This is a genomic window from Nocardioides sp. LHG3406-4, from assembly GCF_049897745.1.
Taxonomy (GTDB): domain Bacteria; phylum Actinomycetota; class Actinomycetes; order Propionibacteriales; family Nocardioidaceae; genus Nocardioides.
In genome coordinates this window covers 344,035-370,202 of sequence record NZ_JAFCWV010000002.1, presented here as the reverse complement: position 1 = coordinate 370,202, position 26,168 = coordinate 344,035, and the positions used below count along the sequence as shown (strand labels likewise).

Sequence of the window (26,168 nt, the reverse complement as noted above, 5' to 3'; positions counted from 1 at the left end):
CCGCGCCCTACTTGAGGAACTTGGAGAAGTCCTTGGGCAGGTTCAGCGCAGCCGCAGCCTGCTCGTAGTCGACCCCCGCGGCATCGGGGTCGCCGAACGGGTTGGCCGGCGCTGCCGCCGGCTTCTCGGAGGCCGCCTTCGCCTGCTGGGCCGCCTTGGCGGGGTTGCCCGACACCCGGCGCCCCTTGGCAGGCTTCGGCTTGCCCTTCTGACGCTTGCCGGCACCGCCACCCATGGCGGGCATCCCCGGCATGCCGGGCATCCCGCCGCCGCGGGCCATCTGCTGCATCATCTTGCGGGCCTCGAAGAAGCGGTTGACCATCTGGTTGATGTCGGACACCTGGACGCCCGAGCCTCGGGCGATCCGGGCGCGGCGGGAGCCGTCGATCATCTTGGGATTGGCCCGCTCAGCCGGCGTCATCGACAAGATCATCGCCTGGATGCGGTCGATCTCGCGTTCGTCGAAGTTGTCGAGCTGCTCGCGGAACTGGCCCATCCCGGGCAGCATCCCCATGATCTTCGACATCGAGCCGAGCTTGCGCATCTGCTGCATCTGCGCGAGGAAGTCGTCGAGGGTGAAGTCGCCGCCGCCGAGCAGCTTCTCGGCCGCCCTCGACGACTCCTCCTGGTCGAACGTCTTCTCGGCCTGCTCGATCAGGGTGAGCATGTCGCCCATGTCGAGGATGCGCGAGGCCATCCGGTCGGGGTGGAAGAGGTCGAAGTCGGTCATCTTCTCGCCCGCGGAGGCGAACATGACCGGCTTGCCGGTGATCGACGCGATCGACAGGGCAGCACCACCGCGGGCGTCGCCGTCGAGCTTGGTGAGCACGACCCCGTCGTACCCGACGCCCTCGAGGAACGCCTGCGCGGTGCTCACGGCGTCCTGGCCGATCATCGCGTCGACGACGAAGAGCACCTCGTCGGGCTCGACCGCGTCGCGGATGTCGGAGGCCTGCTGCATGAGCTCGGCATCGACGCCGAGGCGGCCGGCCGTGTCGACGATGACGACGTCGTGCAGCTTGCGTGCGGCCTCCTCGAGGGAGGCCTTGGCCACGGCGACCGGGTCGCCGACGCCGTTGCCGGCCTCGGGTGCGAACACCGGCACACCGACCCGTTCGCCGTTGACCTGGAGCTGGTTGACGGCGTTGGGCCGCTGGAGGTCGGCCGCGACGAGCATCGGGGTCTTGCCCTGCTCCTTGAGCCACAGCGCGAGCTTGGCCGCGAGGGTGGTCTTGCCGGCACCCTGGAGGCCCGCGAGCATGATGACGGTGGGGCCGCTCTTGGCGTAGCGCAGCCGGCGCGTCTCGCCGCCGAGGATGCTGACGAGCTCCTCGTTGACGATCTTGATGATCTGCTGGGCGGGGTTCAGCGCTCCGCTGACCTCCTCGCCTCGCGCCCGCTCCTTGACGGCGCCCACGAACTCCTTGACCACGGGCAGGGCCACGTCGGCCTCGAGGAGGGCGATGCGGATCTCACGCGCGGTCGCGTCGATGTCGGCGTCGGAGAGCCGCCCCTTGCCGCGGAGGTTCTTGAAGGTGTCGGCAAGCCGGTCGGAGAGTGTCGCGAACAAGATGGTCCTTCACTAGGTCTCGGGTCTCCCAGCCTAACCGTGCCCCGGCGACACACGAATCCGTGGATCACCGGTCCGGGGGTCGCGGCGGGGGCGTCAGCGCCGCCCGGAGGGCGTGCGCGGCGGCAGCGGCACGGTCGTCGGCGAGCGGCCCGGCGTCCTGCTCCTGCACGTAGAACACGTCGACGGCCTGAGGGCCGACCGTGTCGATGTGGGCCGACGACACGGTGACGCCGAGCTCAGCAAGCGTGGCGCACACCAGGTAGAGCACGCCGGGCCGGTCGGCCGCGCGGACCTCGATCACCGTGGCCACGGTCGAGGCATCGGTGCGTACGGCGACCGTTGGCGCCAAGGCGGTGCCGTCCCGTGCCTGCTCGGCCGGGCGCAGCCGCTGGGCGGGGTCGATGCGGCCCGCCACGATCGAGTCGAGGCGCTGCCGCAGCACGGCGGGCTCGACGGCGGTGTCGGTGACGTCCCACTCGGTGACCGCGACGTCGCCCTGCGTCCAGGCCCGCGCGCCCCGGACCGACGCGCGCTGGAGCGCCAGCATCGCCGCGACGTCGGCCAGGAGGCCGACCCGGTCGAGCGCGATGACGCGCACGCGCACCCCGTCGTCGGCCTCGAGCACGTCGATGGACGTCGCGCCGCGGCGTACGCCGTCGGGCACGTCCACGACGTCCTGGACCACGCCGGTCGGCGGCTGCCCCGACTCCAGGACGCCGATGGCGTGCGCTCCGAGCCGGTGCACGAGCCCGGCGCGCCACGACGACCACGCCTTCGCCGAGGTCGCCCGGGCATCGGCCTCGGTCAGGGCCAGCAGCAGCGACATCGCCTCGGGCGAGGCGATCCGGGACGTCAGCTGGGCGATGGTCGCCGGGTCGTCGGGGTCGCGAGTGGTGGCGACGCCGGACAGCAGCAGGTGCCGGCGCACCAGGGTGCCCACCAGATCGACCGCCGCGGCGTCGAACCCCATCCGCGTCGCCACCGCGCGGGCGATCGGCTCGCCGGCCACGGCATGCTCGGTCAGCTCGCCCTTGCCGATGTCGTGGAGCAGTGCGGCCACCAGGAGCACGTCCGGCCTCGACACGCTGCGGATCAGGGCCGACGCCTCGATGCACGTCTCCACGACGTGCCGGTCGACGGTGAACCGGTGGATGGCCGACGCGTGCGGCAGCAGCCTGATCCGCTGCCACTCGGGCAGCACCCGGTCGACCGCACCGGTCTCCTCCAGGGTCTCCCACACGCCGAGCAGGCCCCGGCCCGATGCCAGCAGGCGCACGAGCAGGTCCCGCGCCTCGGCCGACCACGGCTCGGGCACCGGCGGGGACTCACGCACCAGTCGCGCCGCCGTAGCCGGGGAGAGTACGACGTCCCGCTCCGCTGCCTCGGCCGCAGCACGGAGCAGCAGCAGCGCGTCGTCGGCCGGCGCGACCCTGCCGTCGAGCACCACCTCGCCCGAGGAGAGGGCCACGCCGGGGGCCACCGTCCGGAGGTCCGGTCGCCGGGCGCCCCGCACCGACACCGGCCTGGCGAGCACGCCGTCGATGCGGCGCCACGTCAGCCGGTGGATGTGCGCGATCCGCCGGCCGGTCTCGCGCAGTGCGACCTGGGCCGCCGCCTCGCCCTCGAGGCCCAGCCGGGCGGCCAGCTCGGCCCACGCCTCCGGACCGACGCGGTCGGCCCCGCGGCCGGCGATCTCGTGCAGGTGGTCGCGCAGGTCCAGCAGGTCCTGCCGCGCATGCTCGAGAGCCACGTGCGGCACGTCCACCAGCCAGGTGGCCACGAGCGCCCGCACCACGGTGGCGTCGCGCAGCCCGCCCGCGGCCTCCTTGATGTCGGGCACCGACTCGTGCGCCACCTCCCCGACGAGCTCGTGACGCTGCCGGACGATCCGGTGCAGCGCGGGCAGCCGGGACCGCGCGTCGCGTCGCCACGCGGCGAGCATCGTCGTACGCAGGCGCAGGGTGAGGTTCGGGTCCCCAGCCAGGTGTCGCGCGTCGAGCAGGCCGAGCGCGACCTTCACGTCGCGGGCGGCCGCATCGAGCATCTCCTGCTCGGTGCGCACCGCGTGGTCGAGCCGCGCGCCGGAGTCCCAGAGCGGGTACCAGACATCTCCAGCGCCCTCCCCCGGGTCGACCGCACCGGCGTGGACGAGCACCACGTCCAGGTCGGAGTACGGCGCCAGCTCGCCGCGGCCGTAGCCACCCACCGCCACCAGGGCCACCCCGGCGGCGGGCAGCTCGGCCTTCTCGTAGGCGGCCCGGCACAGGGTGTCGGCCTCGGTGGTGCGCCGGGCCCGGTCGGTTGCGGTCATGGCAGCGGGCTCCTCCCGGAGCGGCGGGCCACCGCAGGCAGCAGGTCGACAGGCTGCCTGCGGTGACCCTCCGGCTAGATGGCGGCCTGGTCTGTGTCCCCGGTGCGCACGCGGACCACCGTCTCGACCGGGCTCACCCAGACCTTTCCGTCGCCGATCCGACCCGTCTGGGCGGACTTGACGACGATGCCCAGGATGTCGTCGGCGTCGGCGTCGTCGGCCACGATCTCGATCCGGATCTTCGGCACCAGCGCGATGTCGTACTCCGCGCCCCGGTAGACCTCGGTGTGGCCCTTCTGCCGGCCGTAGCCGCTCACCTCCGACACGGTCATGCCGGTGACGCCGAAGGTCTCGAGGGCCTCCCGGACATCCTCCCACTTGTGCGGCTTGATGACCGCGGTGATCAGCTTCATGCGTTCGCACCTTCCTTGCTGCTCGGGCTGGTCGGGCTGGCGGGCCTGGCCGACGTGGCCAGGTGGCCCGAGGTGAGCCCGAGGCTGCCGCCCCCGCTGCTGGTGAAGTCGTAGCCCGACTCGGCGTGCTCGGCGGCGTCGATGCCCTCGACCTCGAGCTCCTCGTCGATCCGGAAGCCGATGGTCCGAGAGATCGCGACCCCGATGATCGTCGTCGCGACGAACGAGAAGGCCAGGACGGCGCCCGCCCCCACCACCTGGCGCCAGAGCTGGTCCACGCCGCCGCCGTAGAACAGGCCGTCGACCGCGGCGGGCGCGCTGGCCGTGGCGAAGAGCCCGATGCCGATCGTTCCCCACAGGCCGCCGACCAGGTGCACGCCCACGACGTCGAGCGAGTCGTCGTACCCGAGCCTGTACTTGAGTCCGACAGCCAGGGCGCACAGGGCACCCGCGACCAGTCCGAGCGCGAGCGACCCCACGGGATTGAGGGCCGCGGCCGCCGGCGTGATGGCGACCAGGCCCGCCACGATCCCGGACGCCGCGCCGAGCGAGGTGGGCCTGCCGTCGCGGATCTGCTCCACGACCAGCCAGCCGATCATGGCCGCGGCCGTCGCCGACAGGGTGTTGACCCAGGCCACGGCGGCGAACACGTTGGCGCCCACCGCCGAGCCGGCGTTGAAGCCGAACCAGCCGAACCAGAGCAGGCCGGCACCGATCATCACGAGCGGCAGGTTGTGCGGCCGCATGGCCTCCTTGCCGAAGCCCTTGCGCCTGCCCAGGACCAGGGCGAGCGCGAGGCCCGCGGCGCCGGCGTTGATGTGGACGGCGGTGCCACCGGCGAAGTCGAGCGCCTTGAGGTTGTTGGCGATCCAGCCGCCCGAGAAGTCGACGCCGGTGACGCCGTCGAAGGCGAAGACCCAGTGCGCAACCGGGAAGTACACGACCGTCGCCCACACCGCGGCGAAGAGCAGCCACGGCACGAACCGAGCCCGGTCGGCGATCGCGCCGGAGATCAGGGCGACCGTGATGATCGCGAAGACGGCCTGGAACCCGACGAACGCCAGGCTCGGCACCGTGAAGACCAGCGCCCCGGGATCCATCAGGCCCTTGAGGCCTATGAAGTCGGCCGGGTTGCCCACGAGTCCGCCGGCCACGTCGTCGCCGAAGGCCATCGAGTAGCCGTAGAGGACCCACAGCACCGTCACGACCGCGAGCGCCGAGAAGCTCATCATCATCATGTTCAGGACGCTCTTGGAGCGGACCATCCCGCCGTAGAACAGGGCCAGGCCGGGAGTCATCAGCAGCACGAGTGCCGCCGACGTGAGCACCCAGGCGGTGTCGCCAGTATCCATGTGTCTCAACCTCGTGATCGTTCGCACGGAGGGCACGACTCCCCCGGCGACCACGCTGTCACCGGCCGGCTTCGTCCCAGTGGCACGACTGTGCGGGCCCGAGGTTTCGGCGTACGGCGCCCCGTGTTGCGCCCAGGCAACGAGTACGGCGCCGATGTTTCGGGCAGGTGAACAGGAGCGGGCCCTCGTGGGGACCGGCCCCGTGGCCGCCCCACGGGGCGGCCCGAGGGCACCGCCCCGTGGCCGGTCGTGAACTAGGGTGCGGTGGTGGACCGACCCGGTGAAGGAGCCCCCGCACGATGAGGATCATCGGCACCTTGATGGTGCGTGACGAGGTCGACATCGTGGCGGCGATGGTCGAGCACCACCTCGCCCAGGGTCTCGACAAGCTGATCGTCACCGACAACCGCAGCTTCGACGGCACCACCGAGGTGCTCGAGGCCTACGCCGAGACCGGGCTGATCGAGCTCCACCACGACCCCGAGCACCGCAAGCAGCAGCGCGACGTGGTCACCCGGATGGCCCGGCGCGCCCGCACCCACTACCGCGCCGACTGGGTGCTGAACCTCGACGCGGACGAGTTCCTCATCCCCGTCGACAAGCGGCTCACGGTGCGCCAGGCCCTCGAGGCCACCCCGCTGCACCTCAACGCCTTCACCGTGCCGGTCTTCAACCTCATCGGCCCCGCCGGCTGGGCCGGCAGCGGCATCGGCCGGCTCTGCTGGCGCGACCTGCGCACCGACGCGCAGCTGAGGGCCATCGGCATCCACGCGCAGCCCACGCCCAACGCCGTCCACCGTGGCGAGTCCGACATCGTCGTGCAGCAGGGCAACCACGTCACCTCGATGCCGAGCAACGGCCAGCCGCCGCCCGAGGTCTCCATGGAGGTGCTCCACCTGCCGTGGCGCTCGTGGACCCAGTTCGAGCGCAAGGTCGTCAACGCCGGCCGCGGCTACGAGGCCTCCCCCGACCTCAAGCCCAGCCGCAACCACCACGGCATGGCCGACTACCGCCGCTACAAGGAGGGCACGCTCGAGCAGTCCTACATCGCGCGCAGCCCGCTGCCCGACGACCTCCGGGTCGGCGAGGCCAACGGCTGGTACGTCCGGGACCCGTGGCTGCACGAGCACATGGAGGAGCTGATGGGCTCGGCCCTGCGGCCGGACCTGCTCCGCGCCGTGCTCGACACCGAGCACCTCGTCGACCCGCCGCCGGAGCTGGCCGACACCCCGCTGCGCCGCCACCTCGACCTCGACCGACGGGCCCGCATCGTCGACACCGACAGCGCGACCGCCTGACCGGGCGGCGTACGCCGCTCAGCGGTCGAAGCCGCGCTCCCTGCGAGCCTCGAGCGCGATCTCGATCAGCCGCTGCGCGCGCGCCCGGAACGAGTGCTCGCGGTGGATCTGTGCGGCCACCGCCCGACGCTCGTCGTCGCTGCCGAAGATCTCGTCCAGGTCGGGCGTGGAGCTCATCGTGATCAGGTCGGCCGAGGAGTGCATGACCTGCACAGATCGGCCGAAGGTCGTGCCCAGCCCGACCACGTCGTCGGTGATGACCCGGGCGCCGCTCGCGGCGGCGTCGAAGAGCCGGTTGGAGAGGAAGCCCTCCAGCCGCATGTCTTCCCAGTGGTCGTTCAACACCACCCCGGCGGAGCGGTAGGCGGCACCCAGCTGGGCGTTGGGCAGGTAGGCGTCCTTCACGACCCGGCCGGTGACGAACTGCCGCCACTGGCTGCCGTAGATGGAGATCGGCAGCCCCGACTCGACGGCGGCCTTCACGATCGGTCGGAACTGCTTGCGTGAGCCACCGACGAAGAGCACCGGGTGGCCGGTGTCGGGCACGGCCAGGTCTGGGTGGAAGAGCGTGTGGTCGGTCGCCTGCAGCATCGGCTCGACCCGGATGCCCCAATCGCGGGAGCGGCGGGCAGCCCACGCCTCGCTCGCCGCCAGCAGCCGGTCGTAGGTCACCGCCTCCCCCGTGGAGAGCATCTCCGGGTGGGAGATGACCCAGCCGATCGTCACGTGCTCGTAGGACGGCCGGTAGGGCGCGAGACCGCGCAGCACGAGCGAGACGTCGTCGAACCGCCCGGTGTAGCGCTCGTGCTCGGGCCGGTGGTCGATGACGACCTCCTGCCCGGCGTCGCGCAGCGCGGAGGCCATCGCCCGGGCGAAGTGCGTGTCGCCCCAGCGCTCGGCGTCGGGCCCGAACGGTGCGGGGTTCTTGATCGCCCAGCGCAGCCGGGGAGGCGACTCGTCGACGCGCAGCCAGGTGTCGCGGATCAGCACCGGCTCGGGCACGCCGAGTCGGCGTTGGCTGCGGTGCCGGAACGACACCGCGTGGTCGACCACCCGGAAGCCCCGGGTCGCCCACAGCGCGGCGTCGTCGCGCGGCGCGTTGCTCCCCCAGCGCTGGAGGTAGAGCTCGCGGTTGGTGTCGTAGGCGTCGTACCGGCCGGGAGTCTGCGACTCGTGGTGCGTCACCCGCGACTCGGGGAGCACGACGAAGCGGGCCTGCCCCTGCGTCTCGAGACGCTGCGCCGTGAGCCGCAGGCACAGGTCGACGTCCTCCATGCCGTTGCGGAAGACCGGGTCGAAGCCGCGCAGGGCGACGACGTCGGCACGCCTCATCGCGAGCGCCGCCCCGGTGAGCGCGGAGAAGGAGAGGTCCTCGATGCCGAGGGCGTCCTCGATCGGGAAGCCCTGGAGGAACGCGTGCGGCACCCCGCCCGTGGTCGGGAACGCGATGCCGGCCGACTGGATCACGCCCGTCGGGTAGAGCAGCAGCGACTGGGCGCCGAGCACGTCGTCATCGGCGAGCGCGGCCACGAGCGGCTCGAGCCAGCCCCGGTCGACCGTCGTGTCGTTGTTGAGGAACACGACGTACTCACCGCGGGCGTGCGGCAGCGCGAGGTTGTTGCCGAGAGCGAAGCCGTGGTTGACGGCGTTGTGGATCACCCGGACCCGGTCGAAGCGCCACGCCAGCGAGTCGAGGATCACCGAGGTCTCGCCGTCGCAGCCGTTGTCGACCACCAGGCACTCGACCGGGACCTCGCCGGCGTCTGCCGCGGCGACGACGCTCTCGACGGCGGCGACGGTCATCGTCCAGTCGGCGTAGGTCGGGATGATCACCGACACCAGGCCGGGCGTGGTCTCGGCGACCGCGAGGGAGTCCCAGTCGATGAGCGACCGGTTGAGCACGACGTCGGGCCACGAGCCGACGGCGGAGTCGTCGAAGGCCGGCCGGTCGCCCGCCGGCCGGTGCTTCGCCTCCGCCGTCCAGGCCACGTGGCGGGTCACGCCGAGCGCCATGATCGCCCGCACCCCGCTGACACGGGCGATCCGCGACACGAGGTCGAAGGCCCAGGCACCTCGCAACGACTCGTCGAAGCCACCGAGCTCGAGCACCGTGGCCCGGTCGACCAGCAGCCGCGCCACGTCGACGGTGCCGCGGTCACGGACCTGCTCGCGGGGCAAGCCGTTGCCCACCAGCCCGGAGGAGCCGTCGCGACGTACCCGACGCATCACGTCGGCGACCGCGAGCCCGCGCTCGGTCTGCGCCACGGCGAGGGCGAGCCGCAGCCGGTCCTTCTCCCAGGTGTCGCCCGCCGACAGGAAGGTCAGCCACACGCCCGTGGCGGCAGCCACCGCCCGGTTGAGGTCGGCCGGCACCGGGCCCGGCGCCGGCACGATCTCCCACGAGTCCGCCGGGAGCTCGGCGGCGAGCAGCTCGGCCAGCCCGGGCTGCGTCCCGTCGTCGAGCACGAGGGCGTGCCACGACGTGAGCCGCTGGCCCCTGAGGCTGCGCAGCGAGGTCACGAGGTGGCCGGGGTGCGTGCCGGGGGTGATGACCACCGACACGAGGGCGTGGTCGCCGGCCACGGCGATCTCGACGTTGTCGTACGGCGCGACCTCGGCGGCTCCCCGCCGCAGCTCGGCGCGCGAGACGGCGCCGCGCACGATGCCGGCCCGGCGCAGGTCCCACTCCGCGCGGCGTGCCGAGAGCCAGTCGAGCAGGCTCGGGGTGAACTCACCGGAATGACCGACGAGCCAGTGGTTGGCCGGGATGCCTGCGGCCGCGCCCACCTCCTGGTAGTGACCGATCGGACCGTGCGGGTGGGTGGCCGCGCCGGGGTTGCGTCGGCGGTAGCGTCGGGTGTCGAAGAGGGGGTGGGTCGGCGTGCGGAACGCCTTGCGCCGCAGGTAGACGAGGAAGACGTCGCGCTGCCCGAGGTCTGCGCGGTAGTTGCGCGCGAAGAACTCGCGGTCGAAGAGCGGGTGCGGTGACGGCCGCTTGCCGACGGGCGTCCGCAGGTAGTGGCGGACCAGCTCGCGACGGGTGCCCTCGACGCCGGCCTGCCGGGAGTAGTAGGCCTCGTCGAACAACGGCGACTGCATGAGCCGGGTGGCGTCCGGGCCCAGCCGCGCCGGCGACTCAGGCAGGTTCGGGCGACCGTCGAGCACCCGGCCGACCGCGCGCCGCAGGCGCGCGATGCCGGGGGTGTCTCCCGACTGGTCCTCCTGCGAGTCCACTGCCCTGCCTTCCGGATCCTGGTGCTGCGTCGTCGGCGACGTACTCAGCCCAGCAGTGCGTCGACGAACGCGCCGGAGTCGAAGGGTGCCAGGTCGTCCGGCCCCTCGCCGAGGCCGACGAGCTTGACGGGGACGCCGAGCTCTCGCTGGACGGCGACGACGATACCGCCCTTCGCGGAGCCGTCCAGCTTCGTCAGGACGATGCCGGTGACGTCGACGACCTCGGAGAACACCCGGGCCTGGATCATGCCGTTCTGCCCGGTCGTGGCGTCGAGCACGAGCAGCACCTCGGTGACCGGTGCCTGCTTCTCGATGACCCGCTTGACCTTGCCGAGCTCGTCCATCAGGCCCGCCTTGTTCTGCAGCCGGCCGGCAGTGTCGACGATCACCGTGTCCACGCCCTGCTCGACGCCCTGCTTGACCGCCTCGAAGGCCACACTGGCGGGGTCGGTGCCCTCAGGGCCGCGCACCACCTCGACGCCGACCCGCTCGCCCCAGGTCGCGAGCTGCTCGACCGCGGCGGCGCGGAAGGTGTCTGCGGCGCCGAGAGTGACGGTGCGGTCCTCGGCCACCAGGATCCTGGCGATCTTGCCGACCGTCGTCGTCTTGCCGGCGCCGTTGACCCCCACCACGAGCACCACGCCGGGCTTGCCGTCGGCGCCGCTGACCTGGAGCCGGCGGTCCATGCCCGGGTCGACGAGGGCCAGCAGCTCCTCGCGGAGCACGGCGCGGGCGTCGGGCGCGCTCCCGCCCTCGACGCGCAGCCGCGTGCGGAGCCGCTCGACCAGCTGCTGGGTCGGGGTCACCCCGATGTCGGCCGTGAGCAGGGTGTCCTCGATGGACTCCCAGGTGTCCTCGTCGAGCTTGTCGCGGGCGAGCAGGGCCAGCAAGCCCCTACCGAGAGTGCCCTGCGAGCGGGAGAGCCGCTCGCGCAGCCGCACAAGTCGTGACGCCGTACCCTCCGGCCTCTCGAGCGTGGGGGCCGTGGCGACCGGCGCGACAGCCTCGCCGGGCGTCTCGACGTCGGCCTCGGTCGGCGGCGGCGCGACGACGTCGGTGCCCCTCGCCGGTGGCGCGGTCTTGCGGCGCCGCCCGGAAGTCAGCAGGCCGACGACAGTCAGCAGTCCGACGACCGCGATGCCGATGATCAGGAACAGCCAGTCACCCATGCGGCAATCCAATCAGACGCGTGTCTCCCAGCGGGCGCCGCGCACCCGCACGGGTGTCAGACGTGGTGCCGGTCGTGGTGCTGGTCCTCGTCGAGGGTCGGCAGTCTCTCGACGCCCTTCCTCATCGCGTCGCCCAGCCACGGCGCACCGGGGATCTCCTCGCCTCGGTGCGGGAAGGCGACATAGGCGACCACGGCGACCGAGACCGCCAGGGCGAGCAGCATGATGAGGATGATGGCGGTCACGGTCGGTCAGCTCCCGAGCGGTCGGCGTCTACGTCTTCTCCAAGAGTGGCACAGCCGGCGTCCCGGATGCCCTCCCCCGGCGCGTCGCGGCGTGTGACAGGCGACTCGTCAGGGGCGCAGGAGCGGCGTGACCGCGGCACGGATCACGTCGGGCAGCGGGACGACCGGGCGGTGACCGCCGCCCAGGCCGTTGTCGACGTACACGTGCACGAAGCGGCCCTCGGCGGCCGCCTCGTCGCCGTCTCCCTGGAAGAGGCCGATGCGATAGACGACCGAGGACGTGCCGACCTTGTCGACGACCATGCCGGTCTCGATCGGGTGGGGGAACCCGAGCTCGCGGAAGTAGCGGCACGACGTCTCGGCGACCACGCCGATCTGCCGCAGCAGCCGCACGTCGGTGCCGGTGGCCTCGTAGAGGTGGGCGTTGACGGCCGTGTCGAACAGCTCGTAGTAGGTCGCGTTGTTGAGGTGACCGTAGGCGTCGTCGTCGCGCCAGCGGGTCGTGACGGTGCGCCAGGCGACGTAGTCGGCTCGGGTCGGACGGGGCGGCTGCTCCGCCATCACGCTTGGTCTCGACACGCCGGTCACGACCTCGCAGGCTCGGTCGTGCGGCTCGCTCGACCTCGTCCGGACCGGGCCCGCTCCGCGGCCCCGCCGTCTTGATCCGCGTCGCGCAGGCGCTGGCTGATGACCGCCGAGACGCCGTCGCCGCGCATGGTGACGCCGTAGAGAGCGTCACCGACCTCCATCGTGCGCTTCTGGTGGGTGATGACCAGCAGCTGGGAGCTCTCGCGGAGCTCCTCGTAGATCTCGAGCAGCCTCCCGAGGTTGGTGTCGTCGAGGGCCGCCTCCACCTCGTCGAGGATGTAGAACGGCGACGGCCGGGCCTTGAACAGCGCCACGAGGAACGCCACGGCGACCAGGGAGCGCTCGCCGCCCGAGAGCAGCGACAGTCGCTTGACCCTCTTGCCGGCCGGGCGGGCCTCCACCTCGATGCCGGTGTTGAGCATGTCGCTGGGATCGGTCAGCACCAGCCGGCCCTCGCCGCCGGGGAAGAGCCGGGTGAACGTCGACTCGAAGGCGCGCTCCACGTCGGCGTACGCCTCGGTGAAGACCTGCTCGACGCGGTGGTCGACCTCGCGGACGATGTCGAGGAGGTCCTTGCGAGTCTGCTTGAGGTCCTCGAGCTGCTCGGTCAGGAACTTGTGCCGCTCCTCCATCGCGGAGTACTCCTCGAGGGCGAGCGGGTTGACCCGGCCCAGCATCGCCAGCGCCCGCTCCGCGGAGCGGAGCCGCTTCTGCTGCTCCTCGCGCACGAACGGCACCGGGTCGGGCGTCTCCTCCCCCTCGGCCACCTCGCCGAAGTAGGGCACGAGGGTCTCCGGGCCGTAGTCGGCGACCAGGCCGTCGGGGTCCATGCCGAGCTCCTCGAGCGCGCGCTCCTCGAGCTGCTCGATGCGCATCTTCTGCTGGGTGCGCGCCATCTCGTCGCGGTGGACCGAGTTGACCAGCTCGTCGTGCTCGCGGCCCAGGTCACGCAGGCGCCCGCGCACGGCCAGCAGCTCCTGCTCGCGGCCGTGCCGGGCCCGCTCGATGTCTCCTCGCGCCTCGGAGGCCAGCGTGATCGACCGCTCCAGCTTGCCGAGTACGACGGCCACGGCGGCGCCCACCGACTCGGCCGCACGGCCCTCGCGGATGATCCGCTCGCGCCGCTCGCGCGCCTTCGCCCGCGACTCGCGCTCGGCCCGGGCGGAGCGCACCAGCGCGTCCGCGCGACCGTGCAGGGCCCGGGCCCGCTCCTCCGCGGTGCGGAGCCCGAGCCGGGCGTCCATCTCGCCCTGGCGGGCGGCCCGGGCGGACTCGACGAGGCGCTCGCGGTCGGCGACGTCGGGCTCCTCGTCGGTGGCGTCCTCGGCGGCGGCCAGCCTGCGCTCGAGCTCGGCCAGCCCGGCAAGGTCCTTCTCGCGGGCCTCCTGCGCGGTGGCGATGGCGCGCTCGAGTCGCTCGGCCTCGCCGCGGGCCGCGCGAGCCAGCGAGCCGTACTGACCCAGCTCCTCGGCCACGGCGGCGAGCGTCGCGTCGGACTCGTGCAGCTTGGCCAGGGCGACGTCGGTGCGCTTGAGGGCCTCGAGCCGCTCGGACTCGAGACGCGAGATGTCGAAGCCCAGCCGCTCGGCCGAGGCGGTCGCCTCGAGCAGCTGCGACGACGCCTCGTCGAGGGCCGCCTGGATCTCGATCAGGCTGGGCTGGCTGGACGAGCCGCCGGAGGCGAAGTGGGCACCGATCAGGTCGCCCTGGCGGGTCACGGCGGTGACGTCGGGCAGGTCGGCCACCAGCGCCCGCGCGGCGTCGAGGTCGTCGACCACGGCGACCTTGAACAGCAGCCGGGACAGCGCCCCCTCGAGCGAGGTCGGGCCCTCGATGACCTCGACGGCGTACGTCGCGCCGGCAGGCAGCGCGGGCCACGACCGGTCGTCGGCGGGAGCGCCCCCGAGCAGCATCCCCGCCCGGCCGAGGTCGTCGTCCTTGAGGTGGCCGATGGCGGCCACGGCCGAGTCGGCGTCCGTGACCGCGACCGCGTCGGCGGCCGAGCCGAGCGCCCCGGCAACGGCCGCCTCGTAGCCCGAGCGCACCGACAGCAGCGCCGCGACCGAGCCCATCACGCCCGAGACCGAGTCGGACGCGGCGAGCAGCGCTCCCGCGCCGTCCTTGCGGTTGAGACCGAGCTCGAGCGCGTCCTTGCGGGCGAGCAGGCCGGCCCGCTCACGGTCGGCCTGCGCGGCCTCGTCGCGGGCCTTGGCGAGCCGCTCGTCGATGTCGTCGAGGGCGGAGACCGCGGCCTCGTGCTCGGCGTCGAGGCCCTCCTCACCGGCGTCGAGGCCGGCGACCCGGGTCTCGAGCGCGGTGAAGTCGCGCTGGGCGCGCTCGGCGCGGGCGACGGCCTCCTCGCGCGCGGCACGAAGGCGGCCCAGCTCGTCGGCGGCGGCGGCCGCCCGCGACTTGATGGCGTTGACCTGTCCGTGCAGCCGGGCCAGGCCCTCGCGCCGGTCGGCGGCGGCCCGCTGGAGACCGGCGATGCGCCGGTCCTCCTCGGCTGCGGCGTCCTCGGCGGCCCGGCGGGCGGTGACGGCCTGCTCGAGGGCGGTGCGCAGGGCCTCCACCTCGGCGCCGATCTGCTGCTCCTGCTCGCGGACCCGGGTCGCCTCGGCCTCGAGCTGCTCGGGGTCGCGCCCACCGTCGTCGATCTCGTCGTCGCTGGTGCCCGCGGCGTTGCGCACCCGCTCGGCGGCCAGGGACTGGGTGCCGCGGAGCCTCTCCTTGAGCCCGGACAGCGCGAACCACGTCTCCTGGGCCTGGGCCAGCGCCGGCAGGTCCTCGCGCAGCGCCGCCTCGAGTCGCGCCTCCGCCTCCCGCGCGGTCGCGAGGTCCGCCTCGACCTGCTGGCGTCGCTCGAGCAGCAGCGACTCGTCGGCGAGCTCCTGGTGGAGCGCCGTACGCGCGGCGACGAGGTCGTCGGCGACCAGGCGAGCGCGGGCATCGCGCACGTCGGCCTGTACGGCGACCGCCCGCCGAGCGACCTCGGCCTGCCGGCCCAGCGGCTTGAGCTGACGGCGGATCTCGGAGAGGAGGTCGGTCAGCCGGGTGAGGTTGCCGTCGGTGGAGTCGAGCTTGCGGAGCGCCTTCTCCTTGCGCTTGCGGTGCTTGAGGACGCCGGCGGCCTCCTCGATGAAGCCGCGGCGGTCCTCGGGGGTCGCGTGCAGGATCGAGTCGAGCTGGCCCTGCCCGACGATCACATGCATCTCGCGGCCGATGCCGGAGTCGGAGAGCAGCTCCTGCACGTCGAGGAGCCGGCACGAGCTGCCGTTGATGGCGTACTCGGACCCGCCGTTGCGGAACATGGTGCGGCTGATCGTCACCTCGGCGTACTCGATCGGCAGCGCGCCGTCGGAGTTGTCGATCGTCAGCAGCACCTCCGCTCGGCCGAGCGGCGGGCGCCCGGAGGTGCCGGCGAAGATGACGTCCTCCATCTTGCCGCCCCGCAGCGACTTGGCGCCCTGCTCGCCCATCACCCAGGCGAGCGCATCGACGACGTTGGACTTGCCGGAGCCGTTGGGACCGACGATGCACGTGATGCCCGGCTCGAGCTGGAGCGTCGTCGAGGAGGCGAAGGACTTGAACCCCTTGAGGGTCAGGCTCTTCAGGTACACGCGTAGCTCCTCCGGGGGGGCACGTCTCGTCGACTGAACGCGGCAGTCTCTCAGACGTCCGCGTGGGGAGGCTCAGCGCCGCTCAGCCTACCCGTCGGCGACCCGCTCGCCGGTAGCCTCGACGGCATGTCAGACGACGAGCAGAACAGCGCCGAGGAGGCCTCCTCCGAGCCGCCGCAGAACTTCCAGATCACCGTCCCCGACGACCAGGTCGGCGGTGTCTGGTCGAACTTCGCGGCCGTCTCGCACAGCCCGTACGAGTTCACCATCGACTTCGCCCGGATGGACTACGCCCACCAGCGCGACGACGGCAGCCACCAGGGCACCGTGGTCGCCCGGGTCAACCTCTCCCCGTTGATGGTCACCCAGCTGCTGGAGGCCCTCGAGACCAACTGGCAGGGGTACGCCGCCCGGTCGATGCCGCCGGAGTTGCAGTGACGGTCGGCCAGGCCGGGGCAGCGCGCGGCTTCGCGGGTGTCCAGGGCGGGTAGGGCATCCTCACGCACCCGCGCCACCGACCCGAGGAGAACCCATGATCCGCACGCTGCTCGTCTCCGCAGTCACCACGCTCGCGCTGGTCGCACCCGCTGCCGCCGCCGACGCGTCCACCGATGCCGCGCCTCGGGAGGCTCAGCTCGCAGCCGGCATCGCCGGCACCTGGACGGGCGGCTTCGACGTCACCGGGAGCAACGCCCAGGACTCCGGCGTGGTCCTCAAGATCAAGAAGAAGGGCAACAAGTACACCGGCACCGTGACCCACAAGGGCTTCTGCGCGGGCACCCTGAAGTTCAAGGGCAGGTCCGGGGGCTACTTCAAGTTCACCGAGAAGCTCACCAAGTCACTCAAGCCGGGTCTGGTGTGCACCCCGACGGTCGACCTCAAGGTGAAGCGCAAGGGCGGCAAGCTCAAGGGCGTGTGGTCCAACAACGGCCAGACCGCCAACGGCACGATGCGGCGCGGCTGACCTCTTCCGCGTCCGAACGGCCCCGTCGACCAGAGGTCGGCGGGGCTTCGGCTTCTCGGTCAGGCGCGCAGCATCTGCTCGAGCGCGTCACCCTCGCGCTCGAGGATGCTCGCCGCCTGGGCGGCGGTGAGCCGGTCGTTCTCCTGTTGCAGACGGACGACGAGCCGCTCGAGCTCGGCGACGCGGGTGCGCAGGTGGTGGTTCTGGGCGGAGAGACGAGCGGTGGTCCGCGGGTCGCTGTTCAGGTGACCGATCAGCGCCTTGGCCATGGGGCGAGCCTTTCGGGAGGGCGGTGTGGCGGCCCGTCAGGGCCCTTTCAAGAGTCCCACCGTGCCCGCGACCGGTCAATCCCCGGGGAGAGGGGCCGCCGTACGGCGTCTCCTGGGTGCGGGCTGGCAGGACGGGCAGAAGTACGACGACCGGTTCATGAAGGCGACCCGCCGGATGGGGGCGCCGCAGCGCTCGCACGGCTCGCCCTCGCGCCCGTAGGCGTGCAGCGACCGGTCGAAGTAGCCCGACTCGCCGTTGACGTTGACGTAGAGGGCGTCGAACGAGGTGCCGCCCTGCGCGAGCGCGGCGGCCATCACCGCGCGGGCGTGAGCGAGCACGTCGGTCACCTGCGCCCGGCTGAGCCGGTCGCCCGGACGCTCGCCGTGCACGCGGGCCCGCCACAGGGCCTCGTCGGCGTAGATGTTGCCGACGCCCGAGATGAGCGTCTGGTCGAGGAGCTGGCGCTTGATGCCCGAGGAGCGCCGGCGGGCACGGGCGATGAACGCCTCGTCGTCGAACTCGGGGTCGAGCGGGTCGCGAGCGATGTGCGCGATCTCGGTCGGCAGGTCGGCGCCGCCGGTGGAGACGAGCAGCCCGCCGAACATCCGCTGGTCGACGAACCGCAGCTCCTGCTCCGGCACGTTGAGCTTGAGTCGGACGCGGAGGTGGCGCTCGTCGGGCTGGCCTGCGGGCTGCACCAGCATCTGGCCGCTCATGCCGAGGTGGCCGAGCAGGGCGTCGCCGTTGTCGAGGGCCAGCCAGAAGTACTTGCCCCGGCGCCGGGCCGCGTCGACCCGCCGGCCGGTCAGTGCGGCGGCGAAGCCGTCGGCGCCGCGCGGGTCACGGCGCACCGGACGGTGGTGCAGCACGTCGACGTGCTCGATGACCGAGCCGACCACATGGCGCTGGAGGCCGATCCGGACCACCTCGACCTCGGGCAGCTCGGGCACGGCTCAGGCCGGGTCGGAGACTGCGCTGGTGAAGGGGCTGGATTCGGGGCTGGATTCGGGGCTGGTGGCTGAGCCGGTCTGGGCAGCCTCCTGGATCGCGCCGTACGCCGTCTCGGCGGCCGCCTGCTCGGCTTCCTTCTTCGACCGCCCGGCGCCGTGGCCGTAGAGCTGGTCGCCCACGCGCACCTGGGCGGTGAAGCTCTTCATGTGGTCGGGGCCCTCGTCCTCGATGACGTACTCCGGCACGCCGAGGCCGCGCTCGGCGGAGAGCTCCTGCAGGGAGGTCTTCCAGTCGAGGCCGGCGCCCATGGCGGCGGCCGCCTCCATCAACGGGTCGAAGAGCAGGTGTACGACGGGGCCCGAGGCCTCGAACCCGCCGGAGAGGTGGATCGCCCCGATGACCGCCTCGACCGTGTCGGAGAGGATCGAGGCCTTGTCGCGACCGCCGGTCGACTCCTCGCCGCGGCCGAGCCTGATGTGCTGGCCGAGCTTGATGTCGCGAGCGACCCCGGCCAGGGCCCGGGCGTTGACCACGGCCGCGCGGAGCTTGGCCAGCCGGCCCTCGGAGAGGTCCGGGTGGGTGGTGTAGAGGGCCTCGGTCACCACGACGCCCAGCACGGAGTCCCCGAGGAACTCCAGCCGCTCGTTGGTCGGCAGCCCGCCGTTCTCGTAGGCGTACGAGCGGTGCGTCAGGGCACGCTCGAGCAGCCCGGCGTCCAGCGTGGGATCACCGAGTGCGACGCGCAGGTCGTCCGTGGTCAGTGCGTCGACCGGTTCAGAGAACCTGGCGACGGTCGGCGCGGGCGCCGTACTGGCCGCACGTGCCGCACGCACGGTGCGGCAGGTGCTTGGCACCACAGGCGGGGTTCGCGCAGGTCACGAGGGAGGGCGCAACGGCCTTCCACGCCGACCGACGGTGACGCGTGTTGCTGCGCGACATCTTCCGCTTCGGGACAGCCACTGTTATCTCCTCATACGGGCCGGAAGTCTCCGGCCATCGTGTTCTTCTGGCCTTGGTCCGGCCGGTCAGTCCTGGTCGTGATCCGGCTGGAGGGCTTGCAGGCCCGCCCAACGCGGATCGATCGCTGCGTCGTGGCTGTGGTCGGGATCGTCGGCGAGCCGTGCACCACACTCGATGCACAGACCCGGGCAGTCCTCCTGGCACAGCGGCTGGAAGGGCAGTGCGAGCACCACCGCATCCCGCAGCAACGGCTCGAGGTCGAGCAGGTCGTCCTCGAGCTTTCTCGTCTCGTCGTCGAGGTCCTCGTCAGAGTGGTCGTGCCGGATGTCGTCGTAGACGTACAGCTCCTGGAGATCGGCGACGATGTCGTCGTCGATGGGCTCCAGGCACCGCACGCATTCGCCGACGAGCTTGGCTTGCGCCGTACCCGTGACCAACACGCCCTCCATGACCGCCTCGAGGCGCAGGTCAAGCTCGACCGGCGATCCCTCGGCGACACGAAGCACTTCGATGCCGAGTTCTGACGGAGCCGGAACGGTGCGGACCATCTGACGCTGGGACCCCGGGCGGCGACCGAGCTCGCGTGTATCGAGCACGAGCGGCGCTCTCGGGTCCAGGCTGTTCAGGGGTCAACTCCAGTCCGGCACGACAGAACCTGTGAATCGTAACCGGCGGCGGTCGACGGGAGCAAAACGGACGGGCCGGGCACGCCGCTCACGCGCCGTCCTCGGGGCGCGCACGCTCGGCTGATCGATCGGCCAGCCGCTCGGTGAGCCGGGTGTGCACGAAGGCGGGGACCAGCCCGGCCACGTCGCCCCCGAAGCTGGCGACCTCCTTGACCAGCGAGGACGCGAGGAAGGAGTACTCCGGGCTGGTCGGCACGAACACCGTCTCGATGGGCGCCAGGCTGGAGTTCATCTGCGCCATCTGCAGCTCGTAGTCGAAGTCGCTGACCGCGCGCAGGCCCTTCACGATCGCCACGATGCCGTGCTGCTGGCAGAAGTCGGTCAGCAGTCCGCTGAAGGCGTCGACGCGGACGTTGGGGAAGCGCTCGCAGGCGGTGGTCAGCATGTCGATGCGCTCCTCGGGGGTGAAGAGCCGGTTCTTGGAGGCGTTGATCCCGACCGCGACGACCACCTCGTCGAAGAGCGAGGCGGCGCGCTCGACGATGTCGAGGTGTCCGTTGGTGACCGGGTCGAACGAACCGGGGCACACGACGCGCCGAACACGTGCGGTCACCGCTACTCCTCTGGGTTGGGGGCGGCGCGACCGTACCAAAGCATCGTCTCGCCGTAGCGCCGCTCCCGCTCCCCGACCAGACCGGAGGGCCAGGCGATCGGCTCACCGCGCGAGGAGCGCTCGACCACGACCATGGCCCCGGGCACCAGCCACTGGTGCGCGACCAGCGCGGCCAGGTCGTCGTTCACCCGGCGGGTCTCCAGCGGGTAGGGCGGGTCGATGAAGGCGACGTCGTACGGCGCGGCGGGCATCTTGGTCAGCGCGGTGGCCACCGATGCGGTGACCACGTGGGCCCGGGCGAAGTCGAGCTCACGGGCGTTCTCGGCGATCAGCGCGGCAGTACGACGGTCCTGCTCGACCAGGGTGACGACGCCCGCTCCGCGGGACCACGCCTCGAGGCCCACCGCCCCGGACCCGGCGTACAGGTCGAGGAATCGCAGTCCCGACAACGAGCCGCACCACGACTCGATCGCCGAGAACAGTGCCTCGCGCACCCGGTCGCTGGTCGGCCGCGTGGCCGACCCCCTGGGCGTGTGCAACCGCCGCCCTCCGGCGGTCCCCCCGATGATCCGCGTCATGTCACTATGTCTTCTCCATGAACTCAGACTCCCGCGTCTGCTCCATCTCGTCCACCGCGCGGGCGAGTCGGGGTGCACCGGAGAGCTCCGGGTCCTCGGCGAGCAGCTCCTCGGCGGCCTCCCGGGCGCGCACGATGGTCTTCTCGTCGCGGAGTACGCGCAGGGTGACCAGGCTCGACCGGAAGCCGCTCTGGTTGCGGCCCAGCACGTCTCCCTCGCGACGCTGCTCGAGGTCGACCCGGCTGAGCTCGAAGCCGTCCGTCGTCGCGGCGACCGCGTCGAGCCGCACCCGGGCGTCGGTCCCGGCGTCGGCCCGGGTGACCAGCAGGCACAGCCCCGGCAGGCCGCCCCGGCCGACCCGGCCGCGCAGCTGGTGGAGCTGCGAGACGCCGAAGCGGTCGGCGTCCATGAGCACCATGGCGGTCGCGTTGGCGACGTCGACGCCCACCTCGATGACGGTGGTCGACACGAGTACGTCGACCTCGCCGGCCGCGAACGCCCTCATCACAGCGTCCTTCTCGTCGGCGGGCATCTTGCCGTGCAACATCTGCACGCGCAGGCCGGGGAGGCGGGTGGACAGCTCCTCCAGGAGGTCGGTCACCGCCCACAGCGCCTGCCGCGGTGGCACCGGGGCGCCGGTGTCGTCGAGGTCGACCTGGTCGGTCTCCCCCTGCTCGGGCTCGTCGCCGGTGATGCGCGGGCAGACGACGTAGACCTGGTGGCCCTTGGCGACCTCCTCGCGGACGCGGTCCCACACGCGGTCGATCCAGTGCGGCTGCTCGGCGAGCGGCACGACGTTGGTCTGGATCGGGGCGCGTCCGGCGGGCAGCTCCGTGAGCACCGACGTCTCGAGGTCGCCGAAGACCGTCATGGCCACCGTGCGCGGGATCGGGGTGGCGGTCATCACCAGCACGTGGGGTGGGGTGCCGGCCTTGTCGGTGAGTGCCGCGCGCTGCTCGACACCGAACCTGTGCTGCTCGTCGACGACGACCAGGCCGAGGTCGGCGAAGGAGACGTCCTGCTCGAGCAGGGCGTGGGTGCCGAGCGCGATCCCGGCCTCGCCGCTGGCCATCGCGAGCATCGCCTCGGCACGCTGGGCCCTGCCCATCGAACCGGTGAGCAGGACCACGCGGGTCGCGTCGGGCGCTCCCCCGAGCATGCCTCCCGCCGCGAGGTCCCCGAGCAGGGCGGTGATGCTGCGGTGGTGCTGCTGGGCGAGCACCTCGGTCGGAGCCAGGAGCACGGCCTGCCCGCCGGAGTCGACGACGCGGAGCATCGCGCGCAGTGCCACGAGGGTCTTGCCGGAGCCCACCTCGCCCTGCAGGAGTCGGTTCATCGGGTGGCTCTCGGCCAGCTCCCGCTCCAGCAGCGCGCCGATCTCGCCCTGGCCGTCGGTGAGGGTGAACGGCAGCCGGGCGTCGAACGCCGCCAGGAGCCCACCGCCGCCGGCGCGGGCCTGCGCCCCCATGGCCCGTTGGACGGCGCGGCGTCTGGCCATCACCAGCTGGAGGATCAGAGCCTCCTCGAACCGGAACCGCTTCTGCGCGGCGCCGAGCTGCCCGTGGTCGTCGGGCGCGTGGATCCAGCGCAGCGCCGCCATGACGTCGAGCACGCCGTAGCGCTCGCGCAACGCCGGCGGGAAGACGTCGGGGACGTCGGTGACCACGTCGAGGGCGAACTGCACGGCCTTCTGGACGTCCCAGGAGTAGACGCCGGCCGTCACGGGGTAGATCGGCAGCAGACCCTTGAGGCTGGCGGCCAGGCCGGCGTCCGCGGCATCGGACCCCTCCTCGTCGTCGTCGCCCGCCTCCGCCGCGCCGAACATGACCGAGTGCGGGGAGGCTAGCTGCCAGGCCCCGCCGAAGCGCTGGGCCTTGCCGGTGAACATCCCGCGGTTGCCCGCGGCCATCCGGCGCTGCTCGGTCTCGGCCTGGCCCTTGTAGGGCACGAAGAACGACAGCGTGAAGGAGGGCCCGTTGGTCTCGATCCGCACCTCGACCCGGTAGCTCAGCTTGCGGGTGCGCCGATTCATGAACGACTTGACCTCGCTGCGGGTGACCCGGCCGACGACGCTGAGCAGGTCGCCCTCCTTCGGCTCGGCCACCTCGGAGAGCTCGGTCGTCTTCACGTAGCGGCGCGGGAAGTGCCACACGAGGTCCCCGACGGTGTCGAGGCCGAGGCCCTTCTGGATGGCGTCGCGCTTCTTGGTGGAGCGGCCGAAGACGCTCGCGATCGGCGAGTCGGGGGTGATGGCGACCACGGGTGCCTACTCGACCGACATCAGGAGCGGGTAGCGGGCCTGGCCTCCGTCGTAGACGACGACGTCGACGTGCGGGTGGCTCGACTCGACGAAGGCAGCGCAGCGCTGACCGAGGCCCTCGGCTCCGTCGTCGCACCCGGAGACGATGGTGACCAGCTCGCCGCCACCGCCGAGCAGCCGGTCGAGGACGCCCGTCGCGACGTCGTACAGGTCGTCACCGACGGCCGCGAAGTCACCGGCGACGACGCCGAGCACGTCGCCCGGCTCGCAGGGTCCGGCCATGGTGATCGCCTTCCTGGCCGCGACGGTGACCGCACCATGGCGGGCGTGCCGCGCGGTGGCGGTCATCTCCAGCACGTCGGCGTCGAGGCTGCGGCCCGGCTCGTGCACGGCGGCCGCCGCCAGGCCCTGCACCTGCGCCCGGGTCGGGATGATCACGACCCGCAGGTCGCCGGACTCCTCGGCGGTGCGGGCGGCGATCTCGGCGACGCGCACGGAGTCGGGGTCGTTGGGAAGGACGACCACCTCGGCGGCACCACAGGCCGTGATGGCCTCGAGCAGCTGGCCCGACGAGGGCCGCTTGCCAGGGCCTCCCTGCACCACGACGGCACCCGCCTCCTCGAAGAGCCGGGCCAGGCCCGGGCCAGCGGCCACGGCCACGATGCGGCGACCGGTGCGGGCGGCCCCGCGACGGCGGACGGCGGGCGCTTGGTCGGCGAAGTGGGTCACCCGCACCCGGTGAGGGCGACCCGCGCGGATGCCCGCCTCGATCGCGGCGCCCACGTCGTCGACGTGGACGTGGACGTTCCAGAGCCCCTCGCCGCCGACCACCACCAGGCTGTCGCCCAAGGGTGAGAGTGCTGTCTTGAGCGCAGGGATCGCGGCGTCATCGGCATCGAGGAGGTACATCACCTCGTACGCCGGCCCGTCGGGCCTGAGCGCGTGGCCCGACACGGGCGTGGGGATGCGCGGCACGCCGCGCTGCGCGACGACCGCCGGCGGGACCCGCCCGGTCAGCACCGTCTCGGCCGCGTCGAGCACCACGCAGACACCGCGCCCGCCGGCGTCGACCACTCCGGCGTCGGCCAGCACCTTGAGCTGGTCGGGCGTGCGCGCCAGGGCCTCGCGAGCCGCGGCGGCGGCCACCGAGAAGACGTCGCGGGCGCGGGCGCCCGGCTCGGCGGCCCGGGACAGGGCGGCGTCGCTCGCCGCGCGGGCGACGGTGAGCATGGTGCCCTCGACGGGCGCGCCCACCGCGACGTAGCTCGCGTCCGTGGCCAGGCGCAGCGCGTCGGCCATCACGACGGCGTTGCGCTCCTCGGGCGTCGCCGCGGACAGTCGCGAGGCGATCCCGCCCAGCAGCTGGGACAGGATCACGCCGGAGTTGCCTCGGGCCCCGAGCAGGGCGCCCCGGGAGAAGGCGGTGAGGGCCGACGCGAAGTCGGCTCCGTCGGCCACGGCCCCGCGGATCGCGTCGCGAGCCGCCGAGACGGTGAGGAACATGTTCGTGCCCGTGTCACCGTCGGGCACGGGGTAGACGTTGAGGGCGTCGATCTCCTCGCGGGCCGCGGCCAGCGCGTCGGTGGCGACGTCGACGAACCGCAGCACCGTCTCGAGGGAGATGCCGTGTCGCACGGTCTCCATCGGCATCCCTCCTGTCCCGGCCGGCAGCGGTCGAGTGCCACAGGGTAGTGCCCGTCCGCGACACCCGGTGGCGGGAACCCAGTCGCGGCCGGGTGACCGGCACGGACCGACGATGCGAGGCCCAAAGCGAAGGGCCCCGTGAGCAGTGCTCACAGGGCCCGTCGTGACGGATGTCAGGTCAGCGGGAGACCTTGCCGGCCTTGAGGCAGCCGGTGCACACGTTCATGCGCTTGGGGGTGCCGTTGACCGTGGCACGCACCCGCTGGATGTTGGGGTTGAAACGACGCTTCGTAATCTTGCGCGACCACGGCCGGTTGTTGCCGAAGCCGGGCTTCTTGGCGCAGATGTCACAGACGGCAGCCACCGGGTACTCCTGAAGGTTCGTTGAGACTAGGTCGAGGGCTCGCCCGGGCCGAAGACGGCCGGCGAGCAACCGCACAAGAGTATCCGACGCCCGGCGGTTCGATGAAATCGCACTGACGGCTGGTCAGAAGTGCACCCAGCCTGCCGGTCCGTCGTACGCCGTGCCGTCGACCGTCACACCCTCCCCCTCCGCGACCGCGCCGACGACCAGCCAGCCGTCGGGCACCCGATCCGACGGGAACGTCGCCAGCAGCGCGTGGTCGTCGCCGCCGCCGAGGATGAACTGGATCGGGTCGGCCCCCAGCGCCGCCCCGACGGCGTGCAACGGCTCCGGCACCTCGAACGCCGAACGCCGGACGTCGATGGCCACCCCCGACTCCTCGGCGAGGTGACCCGCGTCGGCGACCAGTCCGTCGGAGATGTCGATCATGGCGCTCGCTCCGGCCTCCGCGGCGATCGTCCCGGCGTCGTACGGCGGCTGCGGGCGGCGATAGGCCTCCACCAGCACCCGGGGGGACCGGAACCCGCGTCCCAGGACCGCCAGGCCCCCGGCGGCCCACCCCTGGCGACCGCACATGGCCACCACGTCACCCGGTGCGGCGCCGGAGCGGAGCACCGGGCTTTGGGTGCAGGCACCGAGCACCGTCACCGCAATGACGACCTGGTCGGCGCGGGTCACGTCGCCACCGACGACGCTCGCGCCGACCAGGGCGCACTCGGCGGCGAACCCGCGCGCGAAGTCGAGGGCCCACTGCGCGGGCAGGTCGGCGGGGGCGGCCAGGCCCACGGTGAGGGAGTGGGCGCGGCCGCCCATCGCGTTGATGTCGGAGAGGTTCTGGGCGGCGGCGCGGTGACCGACGTCCTCGGCGCTGGCCCAGTCACGACGGAAGTGCCGGCCCTCGACCATCAGGTCGGTGGAGACCACCACGTGGCCGTTGCGGATGCGCAGCACGGCGGCGTCGTCGCCGGGGCCGACGAGCACGTGCTCGCCCTGCTCGAACAAGCCGGTGAGGGCGCCGATCAGGCCGAACTCACCGGCGTCGGCCAGCGTCGCGTCGGCGGGGAACGGGGGCTGCGGTGACGACGGCTCGGGCATGGCCCCCATCCCACCAGACAACCCGCCCGGGGCGGGGCGT

Annotated in this window: 23 protein-coding genes; 3 read left to right on the top strand and 20 right to left on the bottom strand. The window is 72.5% G+C overall.

Annotated elements, in window-relative coordinates; all coding sequences use genetic code 11:
- Positions 1–7: 7 nt before the first annotated feature.
- From ffh to ACP7BP_RS07795, 4 genes are all read right to left on the bottom strand, one after another.
- The gene (gene ffh / locus ACP7BP_RS07810; protein ID WP_426244005.1) at positions 8–1,570 is read right to left on the bottom strand and encodes a signal recognition particle protein; all 1,563 of its coding nucleotides are present in this window, start codon (positions 1,568–1,570) and stop codon (positions 8–10) included.
- A gap of 67 nt (positions 1,571–1,637) precedes the next feature.
- Positions 1,638–3,884, bottom strand: a complete 2,247-nt coding sequence (locus ACP7BP_RS07805; protein ID WP_426244004.1) for a [protein-PII] uridylyltransferase — start codon at positions 3,882–3,884, stop codon at positions 1,638–1,640.
- A gap of 74 nt (positions 3,885–3,958) precedes the next feature.
- Entirely contained in the window at positions 3,959–4,297 is a 339-nt protein-coding gene (locus tag ACP7BP_RS07800; RefSeq protein WP_426244003.1) for a P-II family nitrogen regulator, read from the bottom strand.
- Positions 4,294–5,649, bottom strand: coding sequence for an ammonium transporter (locus ACP7BP_RS07795; RefSeq protein WP_426244002.1), 1,356 nt, complete (start codon positions 5,647–5,649; stop codon positions 4,294–4,296). The genes ACP7BP_RS07800 and ACP7BP_RS07795 overlap by 4 nt, the downstream gene beginning before the upstream one ends.
- 299 nt (positions 5,650–5,948) lie before the next feature.
- On the opposite strand from ACP7BP_RS07795, the gene ACP7BP_RS07790 reads away from it, so the two are divergent.
- On the top strand, positions 5,949–6,947 hold the full coding sequence (locus ACP7BP_RS07790) for a glycosyltransferase family 2 protein (RefSeq protein ID WP_426244001.1): 999 nt from the start codon (positions 5,949–5,951) through the stop codon (positions 6,945–6,947).
- Positions 6,948–6,965: 18 nt separating this feature from the next.
- On the opposite strand, the gene ACP7BP_RS07785 is transcribed toward ACP7BP_RS07790, so the two are convergent.
- The 5 genes from ACP7BP_RS07785 to smc all read right to left on the bottom strand — a co-directional run bounded on the left by ACP7BP_RS07785 (position 6,966) and on the right by smc (position 15,803).
- Entirely contained in the window at positions 6,966–10,181 is a 3,216-nt protein-coding gene (locus ACP7BP_RS07785) for a glycosyltransferase (RefSeq protein WP_426244000.1), read from the bottom strand.
- 44 nt (positions 10,182–10,225) lie between these two features.
- On the bottom strand, positions 10,226–11,350 hold the full coding sequence (gene ftsY, locus ACP7BP_RS07780) for a signal recognition particle-docking protein FtsY (protein WP_426243999.1): 1,125 nt from the start codon (positions 11,348–11,350) through the stop codon (positions 10,226–10,228).
- Between the two features lie 56 nt (positions 11,351–11,406).
- Entirely contained in the window at positions 11,407–11,595 is a 189-nt protein-coding gene (locus ACP7BP_RS07775) for a hypothetical protein (RefSeq protein ID WP_426243998.1), read from the bottom strand.
- Positions 11,596–11,703: 108 nt separating this feature from the next.
- Positions 11,704–12,174 carry an acyl-CoA thioesterase gene (locus tag ACP7BP_RS07770; RefSeq protein WP_426243997.1) on the bottom strand — a complete coding sequence of 157 codons (471 nt, stop codon included), beginning with the start codon at positions 12,172–12,174 and terminating at the stop codon, positions 11,704–11,706.
- Between the two features lie 5 nt (positions 12,175–12,179).
- Positions 12,180–15,803: a chromosome segregation protein SMC gene (smc, locus tag ACP7BP_RS07765; protein WP_426243996.1), complete on the bottom strand. Its 3,624-nt coding sequence runs from the start codon at positions 15,801–15,803 to the stop codon at positions 12,180–12,182.
- A 126-nt stretch (positions 15,804–15,929) separates the two neighbouring features.
- Here smc and ACP7BP_RS07760 point away from each other — a divergent pair, with 126 nt between their 5' ends.
- Both ACP7BP_RS07760 and ACP7BP_RS07755 read left to right on the top strand, forming a co-directional pair.
- Positions 15,930–16,241 carry a DUF3467 domain-containing protein gene (locus ACP7BP_RS07760; protein WP_426243995.1) on the top strand — a complete coding sequence of 104 codons (312 nt, stop codon included), beginning with the start codon at positions 15,930–15,932 and terminating at the stop codon, positions 16,239–16,241.
- Positions 16,242–16,335: 94 nt separating this feature from the next.
- On the top strand, positions 16,336–16,767 hold the full coding sequence (locus ACP7BP_RS07755; RefSeq protein WP_426243994.1) for a hypothetical protein: 432 nt from the start codon (positions 16,336–16,338) through the stop codon (positions 16,765–16,767).
- A gap of 59 nt (positions 16,768–16,826) precedes the next feature.
- Here ACP7BP_RS07755 and ACP7BP_RS07750 read toward each other — a convergent pair whose 3' ends face one another.
- From ACP7BP_RS07750 to ACP7BP_RS07700, 11 genes are all read right to left on the bottom strand, one after another.
- The gene (locus ACP7BP_RS07750; protein ID WP_426243993.1) at positions 16,827–17,036 is read right to left on the bottom strand and encodes a hypothetical protein; all 210 of its coding nucleotides are present in this window, start codon (positions 17,034–17,036) and stop codon (positions 16,827–16,829) included.
- A 75-nt stretch (positions 17,037–17,111) separates the two neighbouring features.
- Complete coding sequence (gene mutM, locus ACP7BP_RS07745; protein WP_426243992.1) at positions 17,112–17,987, bottom strand: bifunctional DNA-formamidopyrimidine glycosylase/DNA-(apurinic or apyrimidinic site) lyase; 876 nt, start codon at positions 17,985–17,987, stop codon at positions 17,112–17,114.
- Positions 17,988–17,990: 3 nt separating this feature from the next.
- Positions 17,991–18,821 (bottom strand): ribonuclease III, encoded by an 831-nt coding sequence (gene rnc, locus ACP7BP_RS07740; RefSeq protein ID WP_426243991.1) that lies wholly within the window; start codon positions 18,819–18,821, stop codon positions 17,991–17,993.
- Positions 18,763–18,948, bottom strand: coding sequence for a 50S ribosomal protein L32 (gene rpmF, locus ACP7BP_RS07735; RefSeq protein ID WP_248582375.1), 186 nt, complete (start codon positions 18,946–18,948; stop codon positions 18,763–18,765). The genes rnc and rpmF overlap by 59 nt, the downstream gene beginning before the upstream one ends.
- A 65-nt stretch (positions 18,949–19,013) precedes the next feature.
- On the bottom strand, positions 19,014–19,496 hold the full coding sequence (locus ACP7BP_RS07730) for a YceD family protein (protein ID WP_426243990.1): 483 nt from the start codon (positions 19,494–19,496) through the stop codon (positions 19,014–19,016).
- A 166-nt stretch (positions 19,497–19,662) separates the two neighbouring features.
- Positions 19,663–20,187, bottom strand: coding sequence for a pantetheine-phosphate adenylyltransferase (gene coaD / locus ACP7BP_RS07725; protein ID WP_426243989.1), 525 nt, complete (start codon positions 20,185–20,187; stop codon positions 19,663–19,665).
- 2 nt (positions 20,188–20,189) lie between these two features.
- Complete coding sequence (gene rsmD / locus ACP7BP_RS07720) at positions 20,190–20,765, bottom strand: 16S rRNA (guanine(966)-N(2))-methyltransferase RsmD (RefSeq protein ID WP_426243988.1); 576 nt, start codon at positions 20,763–20,765, stop codon at positions 20,190–20,192.
- Positions 20,766–20,769: 4 nt separating this feature from the next.
- The gene (locus ACP7BP_RS07715) at positions 20,770–23,025 is read right to left on the bottom strand and encodes an ATP-dependent DNA helicase RecG (protein WP_426243987.1); all 2,256 of its coding nucleotides are present in this window, start codon (positions 23,023–23,025) and stop codon (positions 20,770–20,772) included.
- A 6-nt stretch (positions 23,026–23,031) separates the two neighbouring features.
- On the bottom strand, positions 23,032–24,669 hold the full coding sequence (locus tag ACP7BP_RS07710) for a DAK2 domain-containing protein (RefSeq protein WP_426243986.1): 1,638 nt from the start codon (positions 24,667–24,669) through the stop codon (positions 23,032–23,034).
- Positions 24,670–24,847: 178 nt separating this feature from the next.
- Positions 24,848–25,033 (bottom strand): 50S ribosomal protein L28, encoded by a 186-nt coding sequence (gene rpmB, locus ACP7BP_RS07705; RefSeq protein ID WP_056885645.1) that lies wholly within the window; start codon positions 25,031–25,033, stop codon positions 24,848–24,850.
- Between the two features lie 123 nt (positions 25,034–25,156).
- Positions 25,157–26,128: a thiamine-phosphate kinase gene (locus ACP7BP_RS07700; protein WP_426243985.1), complete on the bottom strand. Its 972-nt coding sequence runs from the start codon at positions 26,126–26,128 to the stop codon at positions 25,157–25,159.
- Between the last annotated feature and the right edge of the window lie 40 nt (positions 26,129–26,168).